Here is a 20,354-nt window from a genome sequence, read left to right on the forward strand (position 1 = left end):
GCAGAATACAGGGCGCCTATGAATGCTGCTTAAAATAACTGATGTCCATAAATCATATGCAAACGGTCGACCGATTTTGAACGGAGTATCTCTGTCGTTGGACCATGGCCAAACGCTTGCCCTAACCGGGGAAAGTGGCAGTGGCAAAAGCACGCTTCTAAATCTCGCAGGTGCGCTGGACATATTCGATGCGGGCGAAATCTCACTGGGCGGAACCAACCTGTCCAAACTAGACGATACCGGGCGCGCAGCCCTTCGGCGCGAGCGTGTGGCCCTGGTATTCCAACAGTTCAATCTGATCCCGTCGTTGACGGTCGGCCAAAACCTGTCCTTCCATGCCCGGCTTGCCGGTAAACATGATCCGGACTGGTGCGATCATCTTGCCGACAAACTGGGATTGCGGGACCTGCTGAACCGCTTTCCCGAGAACCTGTCAGGCGGCCAGCAGCAACGCGTTGCCATCGGACGCGCCCTTGCGCCGCGCCCCAGTCTTTTGCTCGCGGATGAACCAACAGGAAATCTGGATGAGGTCGCAAGCACCAATGTATTGGATTTGATGCTTACGCTGGTCGCCGAAACCAGCGCAGCCCTGCTTTTGGTGACACATTCGCAGTACATAGCAGCCCGTCTGGACCAACAGGTCCGCCTGTCCGGCGGCCTTATCTCGTGACTTTGGCCATCATACAGGCGTTGGTGTCGCACTGGCGTGCCCATTGGCTTCAGCTGTTAACCTTGTTGACCGGCATTGCGCTTGCGACCGGGCTGTGGTCGGCAGTTCAAGCCATAAATTCCGAGGCGCGGGCAAGCTATCAACGGGCCAATGATCAACTCTCATTTGGTCAATACGATGAATTGCGCGCCACCTCGGGGAATTTGACGATCGACCATTATGTCAGCTTGCGTCGGGCTGGCTGGCAGATCGCCGCGGTGCTTGAGGGGCGTTGGCGCCATAGCGGTCACAATCTGCAGGTCATGGGGGTCGACATGGTCGCCTTTCCACCCCTGCCCGCCCTCAGCCGTCTGGAACAAAGCGATACGCCGCCTGATCCCGCAGACATGCTGACCGCGCCCGGCAGGATACTGGTCGCGCCGGAACTGGCCCAGATTCTGCAGCAGGCCAGCAACCTGCCCCCGATCCTGTCCAGCGACGCGCTGCCACCGGATCTGGTCTTTACCGATATTGGCGTTGCCGAACAGCTGCTTGACAAAAAGGGGCAGATTTCACGTCTGGTCGTCTTGCCAGAGCAGCCCCGAGCGATCCCATCGCTTGAGCAGATCGCCCCCGATCTGACACGCGTTGCAGCCTCGACCAGATTGGACACGGCGCAACTGACAGAGAGCTTCCACCTCAACCTGTCTGCCTTTGCTCTTTTGTCCTTTGCCGTCGGGCTGTTCATCGTCCATGGCACCGTCGGGCTGGCCTTTGCACAGCGCCGAGCAATTATCAGAACAATACGTGCGCTGGGCGTTCCGATGCGTCAGATCGTATGGATCATTCTGGCCGAGCTTTCGCTGCTGGCCCTGATTGGAGGGGGCGCCGGTCTGGTACTGGGTTTCCTGCTGGCCGGGTCCTTGCTGCCCGACGTGGCATCGACCCTACGCGGGTTGTATGGTGCACCAGTTGAAGGTCAGCTTTCGCTTCAACTGCACTGGGTTCTCGCGGGCTTGGCCATGGCCCTGTTCGGAACGCTATTGGCCAGCTCTCAGGCTTTGTTCCGATTGGCTCGGCTGCCGCTGTTATCCAGCCCGGGTCCGCAGGCCTGGCGGGGGGATGACACTGCAACCAAAAGATTGGCTCTGATCGGAGTATTCCTGATTGGGTTGGGGATCGTTTCAATCTTTGTGGCCGACGGTTTGGTCGCAGGGTTCGTGCTGGTTGCCGGAATCCTGACGGGTTCTGCGTTGATTTTACCGTTTCTCTTGCTGATCGCAGTAACCGGACTTCAGAAGCTACAGAACGGCCCAGTCAGACAATGGGTATTCGCCGACATGCAGGCGCAACTGCCCGGTCTCTCTTTGGCCCTGATGGCATTGATGTTGGCATTGGCCGCAAATATCGGCGTTGGAACCATGGTGTCGAGTTTCCGGCTGACATTTACTGGGTGGCTTGACCAACGACTGACATCAGAACTGTATATAACCGCAGCCGACGAACAACAGGCGCAGGACATCAAGAAATGGCTGCTGCCTCAGGTCGACGCCGTTTTGCCGATCCGAAACGTCGAGCTGGCGCACGGAAGCGGCCCCTTGTTTCTTTACGGGGTGGTGAACAATCCGGTTTATCAAGAAAACTGGCCGCTGATCGCCTCAGTGCCCGGAGTATGGGATCAGGTGATGTCCGGAACCGCCGTTCTGATCAACGAACAGCTTGCGCGCAGATCCAATTTGTGGCCCGGAGATCAAATCACGCTCCGCCCGGGTCACAAGCTGGTCATTGCAGGGGTCTATTCTGATTATGGCAATCCAACCGGACAAGCCATCGTGTCGATGGAGCTTTTGGAAGACATCGCACCCAATACCGAGGAACGGCGATATGGCGTTCGCATGCCCCCTGATCAGGCCAGCGATGTTGCCGAAAGGCTTCGGGCGGAATTTGACCTTCCTCCGCAGGCAGTCGTTCATCAAGCAGACATGAAGGCCCGATCCACGGAAATCTTCGAAGACACATTTGTGGTGACCTCTGCGCTGAATATCCTGACGCTCGGGGTTGCTGGATTTGCAATTCTGACCAGCCTGCTGACGCTTTGGACGCAACGGCTTCCACAGATCGCACCGGTCTGGGCGCTTGGCCTGACGCGGGCGCAGCTGGCGCGGTTTGAACTGACGCAGAGCGTGCTTCTCGCCTCTCTGACCGCCGCGCTGGCCTTGCCGCTTGGGTTGGTTCTGGCCTGGACGTTGCTGACGGTCATCAATGTCGAGGCGTTTGGCTGGCGGTTACCAATGTACCTATTCCCAAGCGACTGGTTCTATCTATTTCTTCTGACCTTACTGGCCGCTGTTATCGCCGCTGCGGTTCCAGCCATTCGGTTGCTGCGCATCCCGCCTGCCGAGTTGTTAAGAGTGTTTGCCAATGAACGCTAAAGTCTGGTTCCTAATTCTGGCCCTGCTATTGCCCGCCCAACTTCGGGCGCAGGGCTTTGCCGGTCTTGGAGGTGAGGCCGACGGGTTCGACGTCCCCCAGCTTGGGTATCAGTTGAGCTTTCCGCAGGATCACGGTCCCCATCCCACTTTCAAGATCGAATGGTGGTATCTGACCGCGAACCTGAAAGGAGAAGACGGGCGCGATTACGGAGTACAATGGACTTTGTTCCGCTCGGCGCTGAAACCCTATGAAGAGCAATCCTGGCAAAGTCCGCAGTTGTGGTTGGGCCATGCCGCCTTGACCACCCCTGTTGCCCATTACTTTGCTGAACGCCTGTCGCGGGGCGGTATCGGTCAGGCCGGAGTAACCGCCACCCCATTCGAAGCCTGGATCGACGAATGGTACATGCGCGGACCCGACTTTAATGCGCTGAAGATTAGGGCCAACGGTTCTGAGTTCGGATACGATCTGTCAATGCGCGCAACGGGGCCTTTGGTCTTTCACGGGGATGCCGGGTATTCGGTCAAGTCTACGCAGGGGCAGGCAAGTCATTACTATTCACAGCCGTTTTTCGACCTGACAGGCACAGTGCATCTGCCGGATGGGGATGTTGCGGTATCCGGACAGGGTTGGCTGGATCGGGAATGGTCCTCGCAGCCCTTGGCCGAGGATCAAAGCGGATGGGATTGGTTCTCGCTCAGCTTTGAAGGCGGCGACAAGCTGATGGCCTTTCGCCTGCGCGGAGAGGCTGAGGATTTCACCTCTGCAACGTGGATCGGCAAGGATGGCGAAACCACCGCGCTTGCCGATGGCTCTGTTTCATTTGAACCGCTTCAGACCGCTCATGTCGCTGACCGGGATATCCCGATTGAATGGCGTGTTACACTCCCCGCCCGCGGGGTGGATATTGTCGTCAGCGCCCTGACACCCAAAGCCTGGATGGCAACCCGCTTTGCCTATTGGGAGGGGCCCGTTACGGTCTCAGGCAGCCATTCAGGCCGTGGCTATCTTGAAATGACCGGGTATTAGATCATCGCACCACGTAGACCGAGACTGTCGAATGCCGCACGACGCGCGCAGCATTCGGACCCAGCAGGTAATCCTTGAAGTCCGGCTTATGCGCCCCAATGACGATCAGGTCAGATCCGGCGCTTTCTGCGGTTTTCAGGATCTCCTGATAGGCCGTGCCCGTGGCCACGACATGGCGGATCTTTTCATTGCGCTCACTGCCCAATGTTGATGCGCACAGCTCGGTCAGTTGTTTTTGCGCCTCAGCCAAAGCCTTTTCATGGAAATCCGCCTGGAAAAAGCCGGACACCCAGCTTTCTCCAAAATCGGGCAGAACACTGACCACATCCAGCTGCGCCCCCTCCAAATCGGCCAATGCAGCGGCCTTTTGAAGGACCGGGCCATCAATTTTGCCATTGCTGATATCAACAGCACACAGAACAGAACGTGTCATGCGGGCACCCCTTGTCTGGCGGCACGGCCGCGTTGCAGGAAGGCGATCAGACCCAACAGGATCATCGCCGGGATATAGACCAGTTGCTTGGGTGGCTGGCTTGACGGCAGGCTGACCGAGGTCAGGCGCACGGCCTCATCCCCGTAATAGTCGAAGATGCTCAGATCATCGGCAACAGGCGCGCCGAACAGCGGCTCTTCCAGCTTGATCAGACCGTCCTCTTCGATCAGCAGTAGACCCATCGCATCAACCCGTGCAGGACCGCCGTCTTCGTCACCGACAGAGACGACAACCGTGGTATCCACCATCTCAAGCGTGTCGAAATCCGGGCCGCTGATGACCAGACGCACCTCGGTTCCGGGCGGTGTTTCCCCGATCGTTTCGGTGAATGCAGCCGGTTCAACGGTCTGATATGGGGGTGAAATCCTGTCCATAAAGTAATCCGGACGGAATAGTGCGAAAGCAACCGCGACCAAGGCAACGCTTTCATAGATCCGGCTGCGGGTCAGGAAGTAGCCCATCGTGCCCGCCGTAAAGACAAGGATCGCTATCGTCGCAAATATCGCAACGATTATCCCTTCGACCCAGGTCACATCAATCAACAGAAGGTCTGTGTTGAAGATGAAGACAAACGGCAACGCGACCGTGCGCAGGCTATAGAAGAAGGCGATGAATCCGGTCTTGATCGCATCGCCCCCAGATACAGCCGCAGCCGCGAAACTGGCCAGCCCCACGGGCGGTGTCACATCCGCCATGATGCCAAAGTAGAAGACGAACAGATGCACCGCGATCAGCGGCACAATCAGCCCGCTCTGCGCGCCCAGCTCCACGACCACACCGGCCATCAAAGAACTGACGACGATATAGTTCGCAGTGGTCGGCAGGCCCATGCCCAGGATCAGGCTGAGGATACCGACCATGATCAGCATCAGGATCAGATTGCCACCCGACAGGAACTCGACCAGATCGGCCATCACCTGGCCCACACCGGTCAGGGTAACGGTGCCAACAATCACACCCGCCGTGGCCGTCGCCAGCGCGATACCGATCATGTTGCGCGCGCCGTCGATCATGCCCTGCCACAGATCCGCGACACCGTCGATGAACGCGTTGTAGAGGTTGCTTTGCCCCCGGAACATCGCCTTCAGCGGTTTCTGCGTCAGCAGGATCACGAACAGCAAGGACGTGGCCCAAAAGGCCGAAAGACCGGGCGATTTCTGTTCAATCATCAGGAAATAGACCAGCACGATGATCGGCAGAAGGTAGTGCAGGCCCGCCTTGTAGATCTCGCTAATGACCGGCAGCGTCACCTCTTTGGCATTCGGGTCATCGGGTTCCAGATCGGGCACCTGTGCGGCCAGATACAGCAGCGCCACGTAAATTGCGCAGATGATGAGGCTGAGGACCAGACCGGCCGAGTTCGGCATCCAATTTGTCACTGCTTCCACAGGGAATTGAGAGCCATAGCAGAGCCCAGCAAAAACAATGAAGAACGAGAACATACCAACCACGGTACGTGCCAGCTTCACTTCGCGGTCGCCCAATGTGGGCATGTTCCGCTTTACGGCTTCGAGATGCACGATATAGACCAGAGCAATGTATGAGATCGCCGCTGGCAGGAAGGCGTGGGTGATCACCTCGACATAGGAAATACCCACATATTCTACCATCAAGAAAGCTGCAGCGCCCATGACGGGTGGCATGATCTGCCCGTTCACCGAAGAGGCGACCTCGACCGAACCTGCTTGTTCGCTGCTGAACCCAACACGTTTCATCAATGGAATGGTGAAGGTACCAGTGGTCACAACGTTTGCGATGGACGAGCCCGAGATCAGACCGGTCGCAGCTGAGCCCACAACCGCCGCCTTGGCGGGGCCGCCGCGCAGGTGACCCAGCGCGCCAAAGGCCATCTTGATGAAATAGTTCCCTGCCCCGGCCTTATCCAACAAGGCGCCAAACAGAACAAACAGGAATACAAACTTGGTCGAAACACCCAAGGCGATACCGAACACGCCCTCGGAGGTGATCCACATATGGCTCATCGCCTTTTTCAGGCTGGCGCCCTTCCAGCGGATGACTTCGGGCACCCATTCGGATGATCCAAAGAAGACATAGGCCAAAAAGATCGTCGCAATAATCGCCATCGCCGGGCCAAGCGCGCGGCGCGCGGCCTCGAACAACAGTAATAGCCCACCCAGGGCGATCCATTTGTCTGTATCGTCTGCCAGCCCTCCGGCATCAACGATCTTGGTGTAGAAGAAATATCCGTACAGCGCCACAAAAGCGCCCAGAAGGCCCATGATCCAATCATGCACAGGGATATAATCCCGTGGGCTGGATTTCAGCGCCGGATAGGCTGCAAAGGCCAGAAACATCGCAAAGGCCAGGTGAAACTGACGCGAATTGTTAACCACGCTGCCGGGCAACACATAGTTCGCCAGAGGCGAAGCAAGTACGACCTGAAAGATCGACCAGATCGCCGCCACGATCGCAAGGAAAACGCCTACATTCCCAACCGGATTACGCCCTCCGGCATCTGAAGATGCGACCAGATCCTGTAGTTCTTCTTCGGATAGCGGGCGGTTCGATTGTGTCTCGGAACTCATGAAAATGTCTCCCCGTCGTGGCCATTTGCGGCCTTCTGCATCACCCGCTTGATACGGGTTTTGTGCGGGGCGCCCGACGGGCACCCCGCGTCAGGTCTGGCTTATTGAATCCAGCCTTTTTCTTTATAGTACTTCTCGGCACCCGGATGCAGCGGAGCCGACAAGCCGTCCGCGATCATCTCTTCGGGCTTAAGGTTGGCAAATGCCGGGTGAAGCTTTTTGAAGTCATCGAAGTTCTCGAAAACCGAGCTGACAACCGCATAAACCGCATCATCCGACACGTCCGCCGAAGTCACGAAGGTCGCGCCAACGCCGAATGTCGCGGTATCACCATCCGACCCGCGGTACATGCCGCCGGGAATGGTAGCAGTACGGTAGAACGAGTTGTCGTTGACCAGCTTGTCCACGGCCTCGCCGCTGACATTGACCAGAACCGAGTCGCAAGCCGTGGTGGCTTCTTGAATCGAGCCCGAGGGGTGACCCACGGTATAGACCATTGCGTCAATCTGGTTGTCGCAAAGCGCCGCAGACTGTTCCGCCGCCTTCAACTCGGTCGCCAGTTCGAAATCGTCAGTGGACCAGCCCATTTCGCCCAGCAGAACCTCCATGGTGCCACGCTGACCGGAACCGGGGTTGCCGATATTTACGCGCTTGCCTTTCAGGTCTTCGAAATTGGTCACACCGGAATCGGCACGGGCCACAACGGTAAACGGTTCGGGGTGAACCGAGAAGACGGCGCGCAGGTTTTCAAACGGGCCCGCCTCTTCGAATTTCGAGCTGCCGTTATAGGCATGGTACTGCCAGTCGGACTGCGCAACACCAAACTCCAGCTCGCCTTCGCGAATGGTGTTGATGTTGTACACGGAACCGCCGGTCGATTCGACCGAGCAGCGCACACCATGTTCCTTACGCCCTTTGTTGACCAGACGACAGATTGCACCGCCAGTTGGGTAATACACCCCGGTCACGCCACCTGTGCCGATCGTGATAAACTCTTCGGCATAGGCCGCAGGCGCCATCAGAGCCGCCGTGACAACCGCGCCGAGGCTAAGCTTGCTGCTGTTTTTCATAAGTGAACTCCCATTATTTTTCTGGTGGGAGACACATCAAAGCGCCGGATAAATGGCCCTGCGATATGCAACAACGCCCGCTATGCAGCAGGCATATCTTTGATTTTTCAGAATCTCCCAACCCGTAAGAGGTTTCATTCTGAGCATTAGCTTGTCAAGGCCAGCAGGTCACCAAAGCAGGCGTATCCTCAGATTTGACAAGCCCTCCTGAATTTTCCCCGCCTTTGACGCTTTTCTTGCGCATCTGCCCCGCAGTGACCGCAAACAAATCCAATTATGCGCTTTTGACTTCGGGAATTCTGACCAGAACGCGAACGTGTGAGTTGGGAATGCGAGCAATTAGAACTGCCGAAAAGAAAAAACAGAAGGCAGGTTCCCCTAACCCTCTGTTTTTACTTTGGTACCCAAGGCCGGACTCGAACCGGCACGGTATCACTACCGGGGGATTTTGAATCCCCTGCGTCTACCATTCCGCCACTTGGGCCACGGACACTGAATTAGCGTTCAAAATCGAGAAGGTCCAGAGGCAAAAAACACCCTGATTAAGGAATGTTCCAGCCTGCAAGGTTGACGGCCTGCGGGGCGCATGATTTGGCTTACCCAACACATGTACAGGGAAATTGCACCTGATGCTGCGACCTCTTTATGACTGGACCATTCGCCTGGCAGAACACCCGAATGCCTTGTGGGCGCTGGCTATTGTTTCCTTCATCGAAAGCTCTTTCTTTCCGATACCGCCGGACGTTCTGATGATCCCCATGATCCTTGCCCGACCCTCCCGGGCCTGGCTGATTGCTTCTGTTGCACTGGTAGCTTCGGTTTTGGGCGGTATGTTAGGCTATGCAATCGGCGCGTTCTTTTATGAAAGCCTCGGTCAGCCCATCCTTGAATCCATGGGCAAAGCCCACGCCATGGAAGAGTTCAACACACGGTTCAATGACTTTGGTTTCTGGGCTGTTCTGGCCGCTGGGGTTACGCCTTTTCCCTATAAGGTCATCACCATCATGTCCGGCTGGACAGGGATGCCTCTGGGCACCTTCATTGCCACCTCGATTCTGGCCCGAGCGATACGGTTCTTCATCGTCGCAGGTTTGCTTTGGGGCTTCGGAGAGCCGATCCGCAGCTTTATAGAAAAGCGGCTGGGCCTTATGTTTACCCTGTTCATCATCCTTCTGTTCGGCGGGTTCCTAGCGGTGAAATTCTTATGACAAGACGAAATTTACTGGTCCTGGTTGCCACGTTTGGATCTGTGGCATTGCTGCTTGGGGCCTTTGCGTTTCAGTATCTCGGCGGGCTTCCACCCTGCAAAATGTGCATTTGGCAACGCTATCCACATGGCGTCGCCATCCTGATCGGCGCTGTGGCGCTTGCGCTACCTCGGCTGGCGATCCTCCCTCTTTTAGGCGTCATGGCGGCGCTGACCACTGCGGTCATTGGTGTCTATCACGCTGGTGTAGAACGCGGTTTGTGGGAAGGTCCTTCAAGCTGCACATCAAGCAGCATCGGCGGTCTGTCGGCAGAAGAACTGCTGGATCAGATCATGTCGGCACCACTGGTACGCTGTGATGATATTCCATGGGAGTTATTTGGTGTTTCCATGGCCGGATGGAATGCCGCTTTCTCTTTCGTTCTGGTTCTGCTCTGGTTCGCCGCGTGGCGTGAAGGCCGTTAGAGCTCGTCCAGTTCCGCATCCCAATAGAGAAAGTCGATCCAACTGTCATGCAGGTGGTTCGGTGGGAATTTTCGTCCAACGTTGCGCAAAGCCTCGGCATCCGGCTGCCGCGGAGGCTTGCGCAATGTCATTCCTGCTTGCCGTAGTGATTTAGACCCTTTGCGCAAGTTACATGGGCTACAGGCCGCAACAACGTTCTGCCAGCTTGTCACCCCGCCCGCCGCGCGCGGGATCACGTGATCAAAGGTCAGATCCCCACGGCTGCCACAGTATTGGCAGCGGAATTCATCCCTCAGAAATAAATTAAAGCGCGTGAAGGCCACGCGCTTTCTGGGTTTTACATAATCTTTCAGCACAACGACCGAGGGTATTCGTATCTCGGTGCTCGGGCTTCGGACAACTTCGTCATATTCGGCGACGATATCCACTCTGTCCAGCCAGGCAGCTTTTATGGCCTCCTGCCACGGCCAGAGCGATAGTGGATAGTAGGACAAGGGGCGGTAATCGGCGTTCAAAACCAATGCCGGATGATGCTTGAGCGCACCGGGTTCCCTGACAAATTCGGTCCTGAAGTCTCCGTCCATATCAGAATCGCTCCACGCTCTGCTCTGCCTATTTTGACATCAGAGCGGAGAACCCCCGCCCCGGCCTTAGCTTTACTATATATCGTGTTAAAGCTCTGACAAGCCCTGAGTTTCCACAATATCTCGGGGATTGAGTATTCCGAATCCGTAACAGGCCGATGACAGTTATCCACAGGTTGCACCAATTCGATCGCCGGGCTATGGCGGGTAATGTCCTGGTTCATCCGCTTCAATAAACCATTCGATGTATTGCCACAGTTCACGGATCGCGCGAATGCGGAGTCTCCGCGCAGGACGCTGTCGGATTTCATTGATCTGCCGGATGTGTATCCGGCCGGGCGATTGGACCGCGATAGCGAAGGTTTGATGCTGTTGACCGACAATGGTCGCCTGCAGGCGCAGATAGCCGATCCCAAGCATAAAATGGCTAAGACCTATTGGGTGCAGGTCGAAGGGGAGCCAGACGCCTCCGCCCTAAAAGCCCTGCGCGATGGTGTTGAGCTGAAGGAGGGCTTGACCCGCCCTGCCAAGGCGCGATTGATGGATCAGCCCGAGGCATTATGGCCGCGCGACCCGCCGATTAGAGTGCGGCAGACGGTGTCGGATTGTTGGGTCGAACTGGTCCTTCGAGAAGGTCGAAACAGGCAAGTGCGCCGGATGACGGCGGCCGTTGGGCACCCGACCCTTCGACTGATCCGCGCCCGGATAGGCGACTGGACATTGGACGGGCTTGAGCCGGGGCAATGGGATAGCCTATCTATGCCTGCCCTCGCACCATCTTCTTCGCGCAAACGGGACCGGCGCCCACGTCGGTGACCGAAACGCCTATTTGTGATAGGATAGCGGAATGAAGGTATCACCTGACATTCCGCAGCCAACCGGCCTTTTAGAAGCGTCACTTTATGTCGACGACCTGGATGCTGCAGAGCATTTCTATGGGGACGTTCTGGCGCTTGAGCAAATCCAGCGTGTCGCCAACCGGCATGTGTTCTACAAGGTGGGTGGTTCAGTGTTGCTGCTATTCAATGCGGCAGAGACCGAAAAACCTCCGGGCAACCCGCGCCTGCCTGTTCCCGCCCATGGCGCCCAAGGTCCGGGTCATGCCTGCTTTGGCATGGCGCGCGCGCAAATCGCGGTGATGCGAAAACATCTTATAGACTGGAACGTGCCCGTAGACGCTGAATTTGAATGGCCGAACGGAGTACTGTCTTTATACGTTCGCGACCCGTCCGGGAATTCCATCGAATTCGCCGAGCCTTCCTTATGGGACTAGGATCACCGCAGCGGTTTCTTGTCACCTCCCGTGATCCGATAGATTAGACTTTCAGTCACTCCGACCTTGCCCAGCACCGCCTGAAATGTTGCCATGTGCGGTGTGGCAAAATGCGCCTCGAGCGCGGCCTGACTTTCCCATTCTTCGTAAACCCGAAACCGATTGGCATGACCCAGAATCTGGCTGAATTCATAGACCGTGCAGCCTGCTTCCTTCACCGTCTCGGCAACCATTTCCTGCGCAGCTTTTCTGGCAGCCTCGGCACCTTCCGGCGTAATTTCGATAGTTCCGGTTACGATCAGCATGGTATCTCTAATCTCAGATCAATCCGTTTGGTAATCCTGTCGACCGGCGTGCCGTCACGAAGGGGCACACCAAAATCAACCGAGTAATCTTGGAATCCCATCTTCTCGTAATAGTTCAGGCCCATCCGGTTATCGGCCCTTATTGTCGCGCTGATGGAACCGAGCCCAACCCCTACGGCAAATTTGGCGGTTTCTTCAAACAAGGCACGCCCTGCCCCCTTCAATACCGGTTCGCGGCGGGTGAAGGTTGCAATGTCAGCGCAATCGTCGGGAAGTGCGTCATTCACCCCGAGCCATTGAAACCCGGAAACCTCACCTTGCGCATCCAGCGCCACGTGGCAGCATATCTTATCCTGCCCCTCCAGATAACTCTGCGCAAACTGCGCCTCGGAGAAAGGGGTTTCATTCGCAGTCGTACCACCAATGGCGATGATCTGGTTGAGCAAATCGCAAGCTGCTGCGACATCCTCGGGCATCATGGGGCGGACCGCAATCATTGCTTAAAGGCTCAGCTTGTCACGCATGAAAGCCAGTGCGACGCTAAGACCATCCGGGGCAATACCGTGGCCGGTGCCCTTCATGACATGGGCATAGACCTCTTTGAACTCAGCCGCTTGCAGGGCCTCGGCGGCTTCGGGCAATGATTGTGGCGGCACGACGTCATCGGCGTCGCCATGTACCAGTAGGACCGGCATGCGGCTGACTGTTTCATCCGGCAGCAGATCGGGTTCCAGAAGGCGTCCTGAAATGGCTACTATCCCGGCCACTGGGTCCTCGCGGCGCGGGGCGACATGCAGGCTCATCATCGTGCCTTGCGAAAATCCGAACAGAACCACCTGCTCGGGCAGAACGTCTTCGTCCACCATCAACGCATCGAGGAAAGCGTCGAAGTCATCCGCCGCCATTTCCATCCCGCGGCGCGATTCTTCTTCGGAAGAGCCATCAATCCACGGGATCGGGAACCACTGAAAGCCATTGGGCATACCCGGGATCTGCTCGGGCGCGTCAGGGGCAACGAACAGCGTGTCCGGCAAGTGCTCGCCCAACACATCGGCCAGCCCCAGCAAGTCGGCCCCGTTGGCGCCATAGCCATGCACGAACACCACGACCGAGCGCGTATCGCCCGAAACCGGCTCTTTTCGGAGCGCATTCAAAACCCGTGTCATCTGATCCCTTCTCGTTCTTTTGCGACCCGGTAATAGGCCCACAACACCCGCGCTGCAACCGACCGCCAGGGTGACCACGCTTCGGCCATCCGGCGCAGTTCTTTATCCGTAGGGCGCTTGGGTAAATCATAGAGGATGCGCGCGGCCTCTTGCAGCGCAAGGTCGCCCGGTGCAATCACATCGGCACGGCCCAGAGAAAATATCGCGTAAATCTCGGCAGTCCAGACGCCTATGCCTGAAATTTCGGTCAGGATCGCCACAACATCCTCATCAGGTGCGTCGCGTAACGCCTTGTAATCAATACGAGCCTCCGCAAGCGCTCGGGCATATCCGATCTTTTGGCGGCTAAGGCCCACCGCACGCAAATCCTCATCGGTGGCCCACATGATTTTGCGTGGGCCCGTCAGTTTTGCATCTTGCAGTCGTTTCCAGATTGCGTTCGCCGAGGCCACACTGACCTGTTGGCTGACAATCGCACTTAGCAGCTGGGCAAACCCGTCAGGCTTACGGCGCAGCGGCAAAGGCCCGGTCTGGTCCATCGCATAGGCCATGCGCGGACAGGTCTCGGCCAGCCACTTGGCCCCCTCGGCCACGCAATCGGGGGTTTCAATGATACGTCCGACGGACATGCGCGCTCCGGCAAATTGGTCAGCAGCACGTTAGGGTGCTTTGTCGCAGATGCAACCGTCTTGTATGACCCTGCTTTCATCGCTACGCATTGGCGCATGACAATGACACTCACGATCCCGGATAACAGTCAGGCCAAGCGTAATGTCGCTGTTCTGGTCGCAGCTCAGGCCATTCTGGGATCGCAGATGCCGATGATCTTTATTGTTGGCGGTCTGGCCGGGCAGTCGCTGGCCACCAATGCCTGTCTAGCAACCCTGCCCATCTCGTTGATCGTGCTGGGGTCAATGCTGGCGGCAACACCGATTTCGGCCATAATGCAACGCTGGGGACGGCGCGCAGGGTTTCTGGTTGGGGCAACGGCAGGTGCCTGCGGGGGGCTGGTTGGGGCCTACGGTTTGTATCTGGCCTCGTTCCCGGTCTTCCTGGCGGGCAGTCTGCTGACCGGAATCTATATGAGCGCGCACGGATTCTATCGCTTTGCCGCCGCGGACACAGCCTCGGACGCCTTTCGCCCTAAGGCAATCTCATACGTCATGGCCGGCGGTCTGGCCGCCGCGCTCATTGGCCCCCAAATCGTTAAGCTGACCTCAACCGCCTATGTGATCCCATTCCTGGGCACCTATCTGGCGGTGATTGTGCTCAACATTCTGGGTTCGGTCTTGTTTTTCTTTCTGGACATCCCCACGCCTGCAAAAGCCGCTGAGGGGGCCCCGACCGGACGCACCCGGCTTGAGATGCTAAAGACGCCGCGCATCGCCGTGGCCATCATCTGCGCAATGGTTTCTTATGCGTTGATGAATCTGGTCATGACATCCACTCCGCTGGCAGTGGTTGGTTGTGGCTACACAGCCAATGACGCGGCAGATGTGGTCTCTTTTCACGTTCTCGCCATGTACATCCCCAGTTTCTTCACCGGCCAGTTGATTGCCCGTTTTGGCGTCGAAAAGATCGTAGCTCTTGGTCTGGCAATCCTTGCCGGTGCTGGCGTTGTCGCCTTGCAAGGGGTTGAGCTCGAAAACTTCTTCATCGCTCTGATCTTGCTGGGCGTCGGTTGGAATTTTGGCTTTATTGGCGCGACCACCATGTTGGCGGCATCGCATGACATCAACGAGCGTGGCCGTATGCAGGGTCTGAACGACCTGCTGGTATTCGGTGGCGTCACACTGGCTTCACTTGCTTCGGGTGGGTTAATGAACTGCTCTGGCGGCTCACCGGTTGAAGGCTGGACCGCGGTAAACCTTGCCATGGTTCCATTGTTGACTCTGGCCGGGGGCGCATTGCTTTGGTTGGTTCTGCGCCCGTCCGATCCCGAAACGGTCTGAGGTCTACCAGCGACCCCGGACCACCTTCCACATCAGGGAAACCCGGCGCCGAACCTCACCCTGCATCAAATTCCCTGCGGCCACGCGATCTGGCTGAGCAATCGCCTTGCGCAACACCCATTCAGATTGCCAACCCGCCAAAAGCGCCGGGCGCGCCTCTGGTGAAATCGCCAGACGCTGTCCCTGTGCGCGCCGCAACCGGTTCAGAGCCTTTTGCGCCAGATCGCGCACTGCATCGGGTGTTCCATCCAACAAAGGAATACGCCTGCGCGCTTCAAGATCCGGGATTGCGCGCAACCAGTTCGCTACGCCAACGGCATAGCCGAAATCTCGCAACACAAGCTCGTCGGCCTCACCCAAAGATTGCGCCGACGCGACCATCAAACTGGCTGAGCTGTGATTGAGGTAGGCCTCGAAATGGGCCTCGTCCTCGAAAGGATCGCGATAGATATCCCAGCGCCTTACGGCCACGTATTCATCCAGCATCACCGCCAGATGTGGGGAAAGAACCTGCGATAACGGCGTCACGACCTCATGTCGACGCACAGTCGGACCTTCAGCAATTTCCTGCAATGCATCGCGCCACCATTGCAGGCGCATTTCGGCAATCATCGCCTCTTGCGTGACCCAGGGCGCTCGGGCGACCTCGACATTCAGCGCATAGATCGGAAACAGAACCGAACGTGCAGCAATCGGCGCGGCCATCGCCGCCATGAACCGGTCCGGATCGGCGCGATGCACCAATGCAGCACAAGCCTTCAGATCGTCATTGAACTGCACCGTCACTCGGCCACCACCGCCCGAGGACGGCAATCCCGTACAAGCTTCCACTGGATCGCATCCAATAGGGCCTCAAACGACGCATCCACTATGTTCGCGCTGACCCCGACAGTTGACCAGCGCCGCCCCTGCCCGTCTTCGCTGTCGATGATGACCCGCGTCACGGCCTCGGTTCCGCCTTGGGTGATCCGCACCTTGAAATCGACCAGATGCATGTCGTCCAATATCCGCGAATACTGCCCAAGATCCTTGGCCAGAGCCTTGGCCAAAGCGTTCACCGGCCCTCGGTCGCTGCCATCTTCGTCCAGAGATTCACTGACCGACAGCTTCTTTTCCCCGTCGACCTTCACCACGACAACCGCCTCGGACAGGCTGACCATCTTGTCGTATTTATTCTTCCGCCGCTCGACCGTGACCTTATAGCGTTTGACCTCGAAAAACGCGGGCAACTGGCCCAGCTCATCGCGCGCCAACAGCTCAAAACTGGCCTGGGCGGTGTCATAAGAATAGCCTTCGGCCTCGCGCTGCTTGATCCGGTCAAGAATGCGCCCCAGCGCCGGATCACCACTTTCCACGCTCAGGCCGGCCTCAGTCAGGCGTTTACGCAGATTCGACTGCCCCGCCTGGTTCGACATCGGGATGATCCGTGCATTGCCGACAGTCGCCGGATCGACATGTTCGTATGTCGACGGATCCTTCAGGATCGCGCTGGCATGCAGCCCCGCCTTATGTGCAAAAGCCGACGCACCCACATAGGCCGCTTGCTTGCTGGGCACCCGGTTCAGGATTTCGTCCAACATACGGCTGACCCGAGTCAGACCCGCCAAGGCCCCGACGCTGACCCCGATATCAAACTGCGACACATAAGGCTCTTTCAGCAACAAGGTCGGGATCAAGGCGGTCAGATTTGCATTCCCGCAACGCTCGCCCAACCCGTTCAGCGTTCCCTGAACCTGACGCACGCCCGCATCCACAGCAGCCAGAGAGCATGCAACCGCATTTTCCGTATCATTATGCGTATGAATGCCCAAACGATCCCCGGGCAGGCCTGCGGCAATCACCTCGGCCACAACCCGCGACACTTCACCGGGCAATGCGCCCCCATTGGTGTCACACAGAACAACCCAGCGAGCTCCGGCCTCTAAAGCGGCTTTGCAGACCTCAACCGCATATCCGGGATTGTCCCTGTAGCCGTCAAAGAAATGCTCGGCGTCAAACAACGCCTCACGCCCCTGCGCCACGATATGCGCAACCGAGGCGCGCACGTTCTCGACATTCTCCTCCAGAGTGATCCCCAGCGCCTGGGTCACGTGGTAATCATGCGACTTGCCCACAAGACACACTGCCTTCGTGCCTGCGTTCATCACCGCCGCTAGAACATCGTCATTCTCAGCCGACCGGCCCGCGCGTTTGGTCATCCCAAAAGCAGTCAACCGCGCCGCAGTTCTCGGCGCGGCATCAAAAAACGCACTGTCAGTCGGGTTCGCACCGGGCCAACCACCTTCGATGTAATCCACACCCAACTGGTCCAGAGCCTGCGCGATCTGCACCTTCTCAGCGGTCGAGAACTGCACGCCCTGCGTCTGCTGCCCATCGCGCAGCGTGGTGTCGTAGAGGTAGAGGCGTTCGGTCACAGCATGGCTCCTTCTTAGGCCGCACTTGCATCTAGGTTCGCCCCCATCCTTGGGTCGAAGGCAAACCATTGTTGTTTGTTAGAGTGTCGCGAGCAGTTCTTTGAACTTGTTTTCGCCCTCAACATGAGCAAGCTCTAATTGGAGGCGGGTTTGCGGTACAATATTGCTCTGGCTTCGCTCGATACGTTCATCATTTATTTTTCCGTCCGGGGTCCTAATGACAAGTACCGGCGTCCAAACATATCCAACTTTTGTGTCTTTCACTTCAAAACCTAGCCCCTTTAGAACACGGTCTCTTAGATCAGATCGCAACTCAAAAAGTCGGTTACCGGCCTCTTTGTTGCCCGCCTTCATCAAACTCATCGCTTCCGTTTTGATGTTCGTTAGCAACGTCTGCCATTGCTCGATTTCCCACTCATAGTCGGCTGCATCAAAACTATCCTCAACTTCTGCCCAAGCTCCCATCTCCTCGGTCAACAAGCCAAGTAAATGTCCACTTGCCAACAACGCACCAACCTCTCCATTCGCAGCCAAACGGTGCATTTCGGCCAAGGCACCCGCCGTGTTTAAATCATCGCTCAACGCAGCGATGACTGCGGGTGCCGCGCTGGCTGTGGGCTCGGTGTGCTTTGTAAGCGTCCGCCACTTCAGCAAGGTCGCTTTGGCTTCGCGTGCCTTTTTCTCGGTCCAGTCCATCGGCTTGCGATAATGGGTCTGTAGGAACACAAAGCGAATTATCTCACCGGGCACTTTCTTTTCCAAAAGGTCGCGCACGGTGAAGAAATTGCCCAGCGATTTGGACATTTTCTTACCCTCGACCTGCAACATCTCATTGTGCAGCCAAACACGCGCGAACTCCCCATGCGGGTGGGCGCATTTGCTCTGGGCGATCTCGTTTTCATGGTGCGGGAACATCAGATCGTTGCCACCACCGTGAATGTCAAAGCTCTCACCCAACAGCTCATAGCTCATGGCCGAGCATTCGATATGCCAACCCGGACGCCCTCGGCCCCAAGGAGACTCCCACCCGGGCAAATCGTCGGTAGACGGTTTCCACAGAACGAAATCCATCGGGTTCTTCTTATACGGCGCAACTTCGACCCGGGCACCCGCGATCATGTCATCCACGGACCGACCGGACAGGGCTCCGTACTGCTCTTTCCAACTGTCCACCGCGAACAGAACATGCCCTTCGGCCGCATAGGCGTAACCCTTGGCAATCAGATCCTCGATCATCGCGACCATCTGAGTAATATATTGCGTCGCGCGCGGCATCTCGGTCGGCTCCAACGCCCCCAGCGCGCCCATGTCGTGCAGATACCAGCCAATGGTCTCATCCGATCGTTCCTGCACCAACTCTTCCAACGTCCCCGCGGCCCCCGCCTTTTGGCGTTCCAGGGCGGTCGCGTTGATCTTGTCATCCACATCGGTGAAATTGCGCACATAGGTCACATGATCTGCGCCATAAACATGCCGCAGCAAACGATAGAGCACATCAAACACGACCACGGGCCGCGCGTTACCCAGATGGGCACGGTCATAGACGGTAGGTCCACAGACATACATCCGCACATTGTCGGCGCTGATCGGAACGAAATCCTCTTTTGTCCGTGTCCGTGTGTTGTGCAGTTTGATCGTCTTCATCTGTCGGCTCCTAAGAACGGCATAGCGTCTCGCGTTGGCGCGGGCTTAGCAACTTGTCTCAGGGAAGAAAACGAAAGAAACCGGCCCGCTTGATAAATCAGCAGGTAATGCAGCAGATAATGATGCAGGTCATCCGGTTCATGGATCATCCTCTAGCACGGCTATCCCGCCGCGCCAAGCCTTACGTTCTATCATGACCGGGGAGTGATTGGCGAACGCCCTGAATTGGAACAGGAAATCGACGCCATGCTCCGCAAACGCCAGACCTTCATAGTCGTGAATTCGGCAGCTCAGATCAGATTCAATCTGGAAATCTTGCTAGAACCGAAATGTCGTACGCAGATTGAACACATTCGAATCCAGCCCCCCATTCGATCGGGTAACGTCATTGAAATTCTGGCGCAGCGCCTCACCGCTGATGACGAAATTATTGCCAATCGGATAAGCGACACCAATGCCATAAACCGCTGCGGTATCGTTTTCGACCGTGGAATCCACGCGCGCCGCACCGATAACTACATATCCCAACGCATTACCGAAATCGTATCCGCCGCGCAGTTTCAGCCGGGTCATGCTATCCAGACTGCCTTCGCCCTGACCAAGATTCAGCGACAGCCGGTTATACTCAAGCTCACCACCCAACACGAACTTGCCGAAATCAAAGTCATACCCGAGATGAGGACCAAAGCTGGTGTCGCTGCCGCTTGAACCATTCGGCCCGTGTGCATCAGCATAGCCAAAGCTGAATCCCGCATAGGCACCGCTCCAATCCTCGGCCAAAGCCGGTGAGAAGCCGGATGTCGCCAGAGCAACAATTAATGCGATATGCACCTTCCTACGATTCACCAAAAACCTTTCAGAAATGCTTTCGAGTATTCAGATCAATTTGCTACAAACTGGGCCGCATTCGTTAAAAAAGTGTTTAGCCTAGTGGCCCAATTCAAGTAAGCAGAGAAATTATAGCAGATTTCGACCGCCTCGGGGAAAAATATCTTTAGGCAACAATCACTTGAGAATTTGCTTCGCTTTTCGGCATCAAGGTCGCAAATAGAACAGATAATGCCGTTCTGAATTGGAACACTGCGGCCACTGGATGAGGAACCAAATGCAGAACGAATTTTGGA

The 20,354-nt window shown here is 56.9% G+C and carries 20 protein-coding genes and 1 tRNA gene; 8 read left to right on the forward strand and 13 right to left on the reverse strand.

The window, feature by feature from the left end; all coding sequences use genetic code 11:
• Positions 1–22: 22 nt before the first annotated feature.
• From AC2FIM_RS02775 to AC2FIM_RS02785, 3 genes are read left to right on the forward strand one after another with little or no spacing between them, the layout of a single operon-like run.
• Positions 23–670: an ABC transporter ATP-binding protein gene (locus tag AC2FIM_RS02775; protein ID WP_496675694.1), complete on the forward strand. Its 648-nt coding sequence runs from the start codon at positions 23–25 to the stop codon at positions 668–670.
• A complete protein-coding gene (locus AC2FIM_RS02780; protein WP_496675698.1) occupies positions 667–3,081 on the forward strand; it encodes an ABC transporter permease in 2,415 nt (804 codons plus the stop codon). The genes AC2FIM_RS02775 and AC2FIM_RS02780 overlap by 4 nt, the downstream gene beginning before the upstream one ends.
• Positions 3,071–4,111: a lipocalin-like domain-containing protein gene (locus AC2FIM_RS02785; RefSeq protein WP_496675702.1), complete on the forward strand. Its 1,041-nt coding sequence runs from the start codon at positions 3,071–3,073 to the stop codon at positions 4,109–4,111. Before AC2FIM_RS02780 ends, AC2FIM_RS02785 begins: the two co-directional genes overlap by 11 nt.
• A gap of 1 nt (position 4,112) precedes the next feature.
• On the opposite strand, the gene AC2FIM_RS02790 is transcribed toward AC2FIM_RS02785, so the two are convergent.
• From AC2FIM_RS02790 to AC2FIM_RS02805, 4 genes are all read right to left on the reverse strand, one after another.
• Entirely contained in the window at positions 4,113–4,544 is a 432-nt protein-coding gene (locus tag AC2FIM_RS02790; RefSeq protein WP_271947228.1) for a universal stress protein, read from the reverse strand.
• Positions 4,541–7,150, reverse strand: coding sequence for a TRAP transporter permease (locus tag AC2FIM_RS02795; protein ID WP_496707788.1), 2,610 nt, complete (start codon positions 7,148–7,150; stop codon positions 4,541–4,543). The genes AC2FIM_RS02790 and AC2FIM_RS02795 overlap by 4 nt, the downstream gene beginning before the upstream one ends.
• A 101-nt stretch (positions 7,151–7,251) precedes the next feature.
• Positions 7,252–8,220, reverse strand: a complete 969-nt coding sequence (locus tag AC2FIM_RS02800; protein WP_142633669.1) for a TAXI family TRAP transporter solute-binding subunit — start codon at positions 8,218–8,220, stop codon at positions 7,252–7,254.
• Between the two features lie 398 nt (positions 8,221–8,618).
• Positions 8,619–8,704: transfer RNA gene (locus tag AC2FIM_RS02805), tRNA-Leu, on the reverse strand.
• Between the two features lie 145 nt (positions 8,705–8,849).
• On the opposite strand from AC2FIM_RS02805, the gene AC2FIM_RS02810 reads away from it, so the two are divergent.
• Together AC2FIM_RS02810 and AC2FIM_RS02815 are read left to right on the forward strand one after the other, a co-directional pair.
• Positions 8,850–9,428: a YqaA family protein gene (locus AC2FIM_RS02810; RefSeq protein WP_496691201.1), complete on the forward strand. Its 579-nt coding sequence runs from the start codon at positions 8,850–8,852 to the stop codon at positions 9,426–9,428.
• On the forward strand, positions 9,425–9,892 hold the full coding sequence (locus AC2FIM_RS02815; RefSeq protein ID WP_496675716.1) for a disulfide bond formation protein B: 468 nt from the start codon (positions 9,425–9,427) through the stop codon (positions 9,890–9,892). The genes AC2FIM_RS02810 and AC2FIM_RS02815 overlap by 4 nt, the downstream gene beginning before the upstream one ends.
• Here AC2FIM_RS02815 and AC2FIM_RS02820 read toward each other — a convergent pair.
• A complete protein-coding gene (locus AC2FIM_RS02820; RefSeq protein WP_142633663.1) occupies positions 9,889–10,476 on the reverse strand; it encodes an HNH endonuclease in 588 nt (195 codons plus the stop codon). The two genes, AC2FIM_RS02815 and AC2FIM_RS02820, sit on opposite strands and share 4 nt — an antisense overlap.
• A 210-nt stretch (positions 10,477–10,686) precedes the next feature.
• On the opposite strand from AC2FIM_RS02820, the gene AC2FIM_RS02825 reads away from it, so the two are divergent.
• A complete protein-coding gene (locus AC2FIM_RS02825) occupies positions 10,687–11,292 on the forward strand; it encodes a pseudouridine synthase (RefSeq protein ID WP_142633661.1) in 606 nt (201 codons plus the stop codon).
• 31 nt (positions 11,293–11,323) lie between these two features.
• Entirely contained in the window at positions 11,324–11,749 is a 426-nt protein-coding gene (locus AC2FIM_RS02830) for a VOC family protein (RefSeq protein ID WP_142633659.1), read from the forward strand.
• A gap of 2 nt (positions 11,750–11,751) precedes the next feature.
• Here the strand turns inward: AC2FIM_RS02830 and AC2FIM_RS02835 are convergent, their stop codons facing one another.
• Genes AC2FIM_RS02835 through AC2FIM_RS02850 form a run of 4 tightly spaced genes read right to left on the reverse strand, consistent with a single transcriptional unit; the run spans position 11,752 to position 13,849 of the window.
• Positions 11,752–12,054, reverse strand: a complete 303-nt coding sequence (locus tag AC2FIM_RS02835) for a putative quinol monooxygenase (protein WP_142633657.1) — start codon at positions 12,052–12,054, stop codon at positions 11,752–11,754.
• Positions 12,048–12,551 (reverse strand): GNAT family N-acetyltransferase, encoded by a 504-nt coding sequence (locus tag AC2FIM_RS02840; RefSeq protein ID WP_142633655.1) that lies wholly within the window; start codon positions 12,549–12,551, stop codon positions 12,048–12,050. The genes AC2FIM_RS02835 and AC2FIM_RS02840 overlap by 7 nt, the downstream gene beginning before the upstream one ends.
• A gap of 3 nt (positions 12,552–12,554) precedes the next feature.
• Positions 12,555–13,220: an alpha/beta hydrolase gene (locus AC2FIM_RS02845; protein ID WP_142633653.1), complete on the reverse strand. Its 666-nt coding sequence runs from the start codon at positions 13,218–13,220 to the stop codon at positions 12,555–12,557.
• Complete coding sequence (locus AC2FIM_RS02850) at positions 13,217–13,849, reverse strand: DNA-3-methyladenine glycosylase family protein (RefSeq protein WP_271947237.1); 633 nt, start codon at positions 13,847–13,849, stop codon at positions 13,217–13,219. The genes AC2FIM_RS02845 and AC2FIM_RS02850 overlap by 4 nt, the downstream gene beginning before the upstream one ends.
• Positions 13,850–13,945: 96 nt before the next feature.
• Between AC2FIM_RS02850 and AC2FIM_RS02855 the strand changes: the two genes are divergently transcribed.
• Positions 13,946–15,172 (forward strand): MFS transporter, encoded by a 1,227-nt coding sequence (locus tag AC2FIM_RS02855; protein WP_271947239.1) that lies wholly within the window; start codon positions 13,946–13,948, stop codon positions 15,170–15,172.
• A gap of 3 nt (positions 15,173–15,175) precedes the next feature.
• Here AC2FIM_RS02855 and AC2FIM_RS02860 read toward each other — a convergent pair whose 3' ends face one another.
• The 4 genes from AC2FIM_RS02860 to AC2FIM_RS02875 all read right to left on the reverse strand — a co-directional run bounded on the left by AC2FIM_RS02860 (position 15,176) and on the right by AC2FIM_RS02875 (position 20,061).
• Positions 15,176–15,952, reverse strand: coding sequence for a squalene/phytoene synthase family protein (locus AC2FIM_RS02860; protein ID WP_271948062.1), 777 nt, complete (start codon positions 15,950–15,952; stop codon positions 15,176–15,178).
• A 2-nt stretch (positions 15,953–15,954) separates the two neighbouring features.
• On the reverse strand, positions 15,955–17,586 hold the full coding sequence (cimA, locus tag AC2FIM_RS02865; protein WP_496707787.1) for a citramalate synthase: 1,632 nt from the start codon (positions 17,584–17,586) through the stop codon (positions 15,955–15,957).
• Positions 17,587–17,664: 78 nt separating this feature from the next.
• The gene (gene cysS, locus AC2FIM_RS02870) at positions 17,665–19,230 is read right to left on the reverse strand and encodes a cysteine--tRNA ligase (RefSeq protein ID WP_496707786.1); all 1,566 of its coding nucleotides are present in this window, start codon (positions 19,228–19,230) and stop codon (positions 17,665–17,667) included.
• A 318-nt stretch (positions 19,231–19,548) separates the two neighbouring features.
• Positions 19,549–20,061 (reverse strand): outer membrane protein, encoded by a 513-nt coding sequence (locus AC2FIM_RS02875; RefSeq protein WP_496675741.1) that lies wholly within the window; start codon positions 20,059–20,061, stop codon positions 19,549–19,551.
• Positions 20,062–20,354: the final 293 nt, after the last annotated feature.

The organism is Ruegeria sp. CDSC052 (assembly GCF_059610685.1).

Excerpts from the sequence above, each read along its gene's own strand:
- cysS (WP_496707786.1), bottom strand. The coding sequence starts at position 19,230 with ATGAAGACGATCAAACTGCACAACACACGGACACGGACAAAAGAGGAT.
- AC2FIM_RS02790 (WP_271947228.1), bottom strand. The coding sequence starts at position 4,544 with ATGACACGTTCTGTTCTGTGTGCTGTTGATATCAGCAATGGCAAAATT.
- AC2FIM_RS02810 (WP_496691201.1), top strand. The coding sequence starts at position 8,850 with ATGCTGCGACCTCTTTATGACTGGACCATTCGCCTGGCAGAACACCCG.
- AC2FIM_RS02850 (WP_271947237.1), bottom strand. The coding sequence starts at position 13,849 with ATGTCCGTCGGACGTATCATTGAAACCCCCGATTGCGTGGCCGAGGGG.
- AC2FIM_RS02785 (WP_496675702.1), top strand. The coding sequence starts at position 3,071 with ATGAACGCTAAAGTCTGGTTCCTAATTCTGGCCCTGCTATTGCCCGCC.
- AC2FIM_RS02835 (WP_142633657.1), bottom strand. The coding sequence starts at position 12,054 with ATGCTGATCGTAACCGGAACTATCGAAATTACGCCGGAAGGTGCCGAG.
- AC2FIM_RS02825 (WP_142633661.1), top strand. The coding sequence starts at position 10,687 with ATGTCCTGGTTCATCCGCTTCAATAAACCATTCGATGTATTGCCACAG.
- AC2FIM_RS02840 (WP_142633655.1), bottom strand. The coding sequence starts at position 12,551 with ATGATTGCGGTCCGCCCCATGATGCCCGAGGATGTCGCAGCAGCTTGC.
- AC2FIM_RS02855 (WP_271947239.1), top strand. The coding sequence starts at position 13,946 with ATGACAATGACACTCACGATCCCGGATAACAGTCAGGCCAAGCGTAAT.
- AC2FIM_RS02795 (WP_496707788.1), bottom strand. The coding sequence starts at position 7,150 with ATGAGTTCCGAGACACAATCGAACCGCCCGCTATCCGAAGAAGAACTA.
- AC2FIM_RS02800 (WP_142633669.1), bottom strand. The coding sequence starts at position 8,220 with ATGAAAAACAGCAGCAAGCTTAGCCTCGGCGCGGTTGTCACGGCGGCT.
- AC2FIM_RS02830 (WP_142633659.1), top strand. The coding sequence starts at position 11,324 with ATGAAGGTATCACCTGACATTCCGCAGCCAACCGGCCTTTTAGAAGCG.
- AC2FIM_RS02815 (WP_496675716.1), top strand. The coding sequence starts at position 9,425 with ATGACAAGACGAAATTTACTGGTCCTGGTTGCCACGTTTGGATCTGTG.
- AC2FIM_RS02820 (WP_142633663.1), bottom strand. The coding sequence starts at position 10,476 with ATGGACGGAGACTTCAGGACCGAATTTGTCAGGGAACCCGGTGCGCTC.
- AC2FIM_RS02845 (WP_142633653.1), bottom strand. The coding sequence starts at position 13,220 with ATGACACGGGTTTTGAATGCGCTCCGAAAAGAGCCGGTTTCGGGCGAT.
- AC2FIM_RS02775 (WP_496675694.1), top strand. The coding sequence starts at position 23 with ATGCTGCTTAAAATAACTGATGTCCATAAATCATATGCAAACGGTCGA.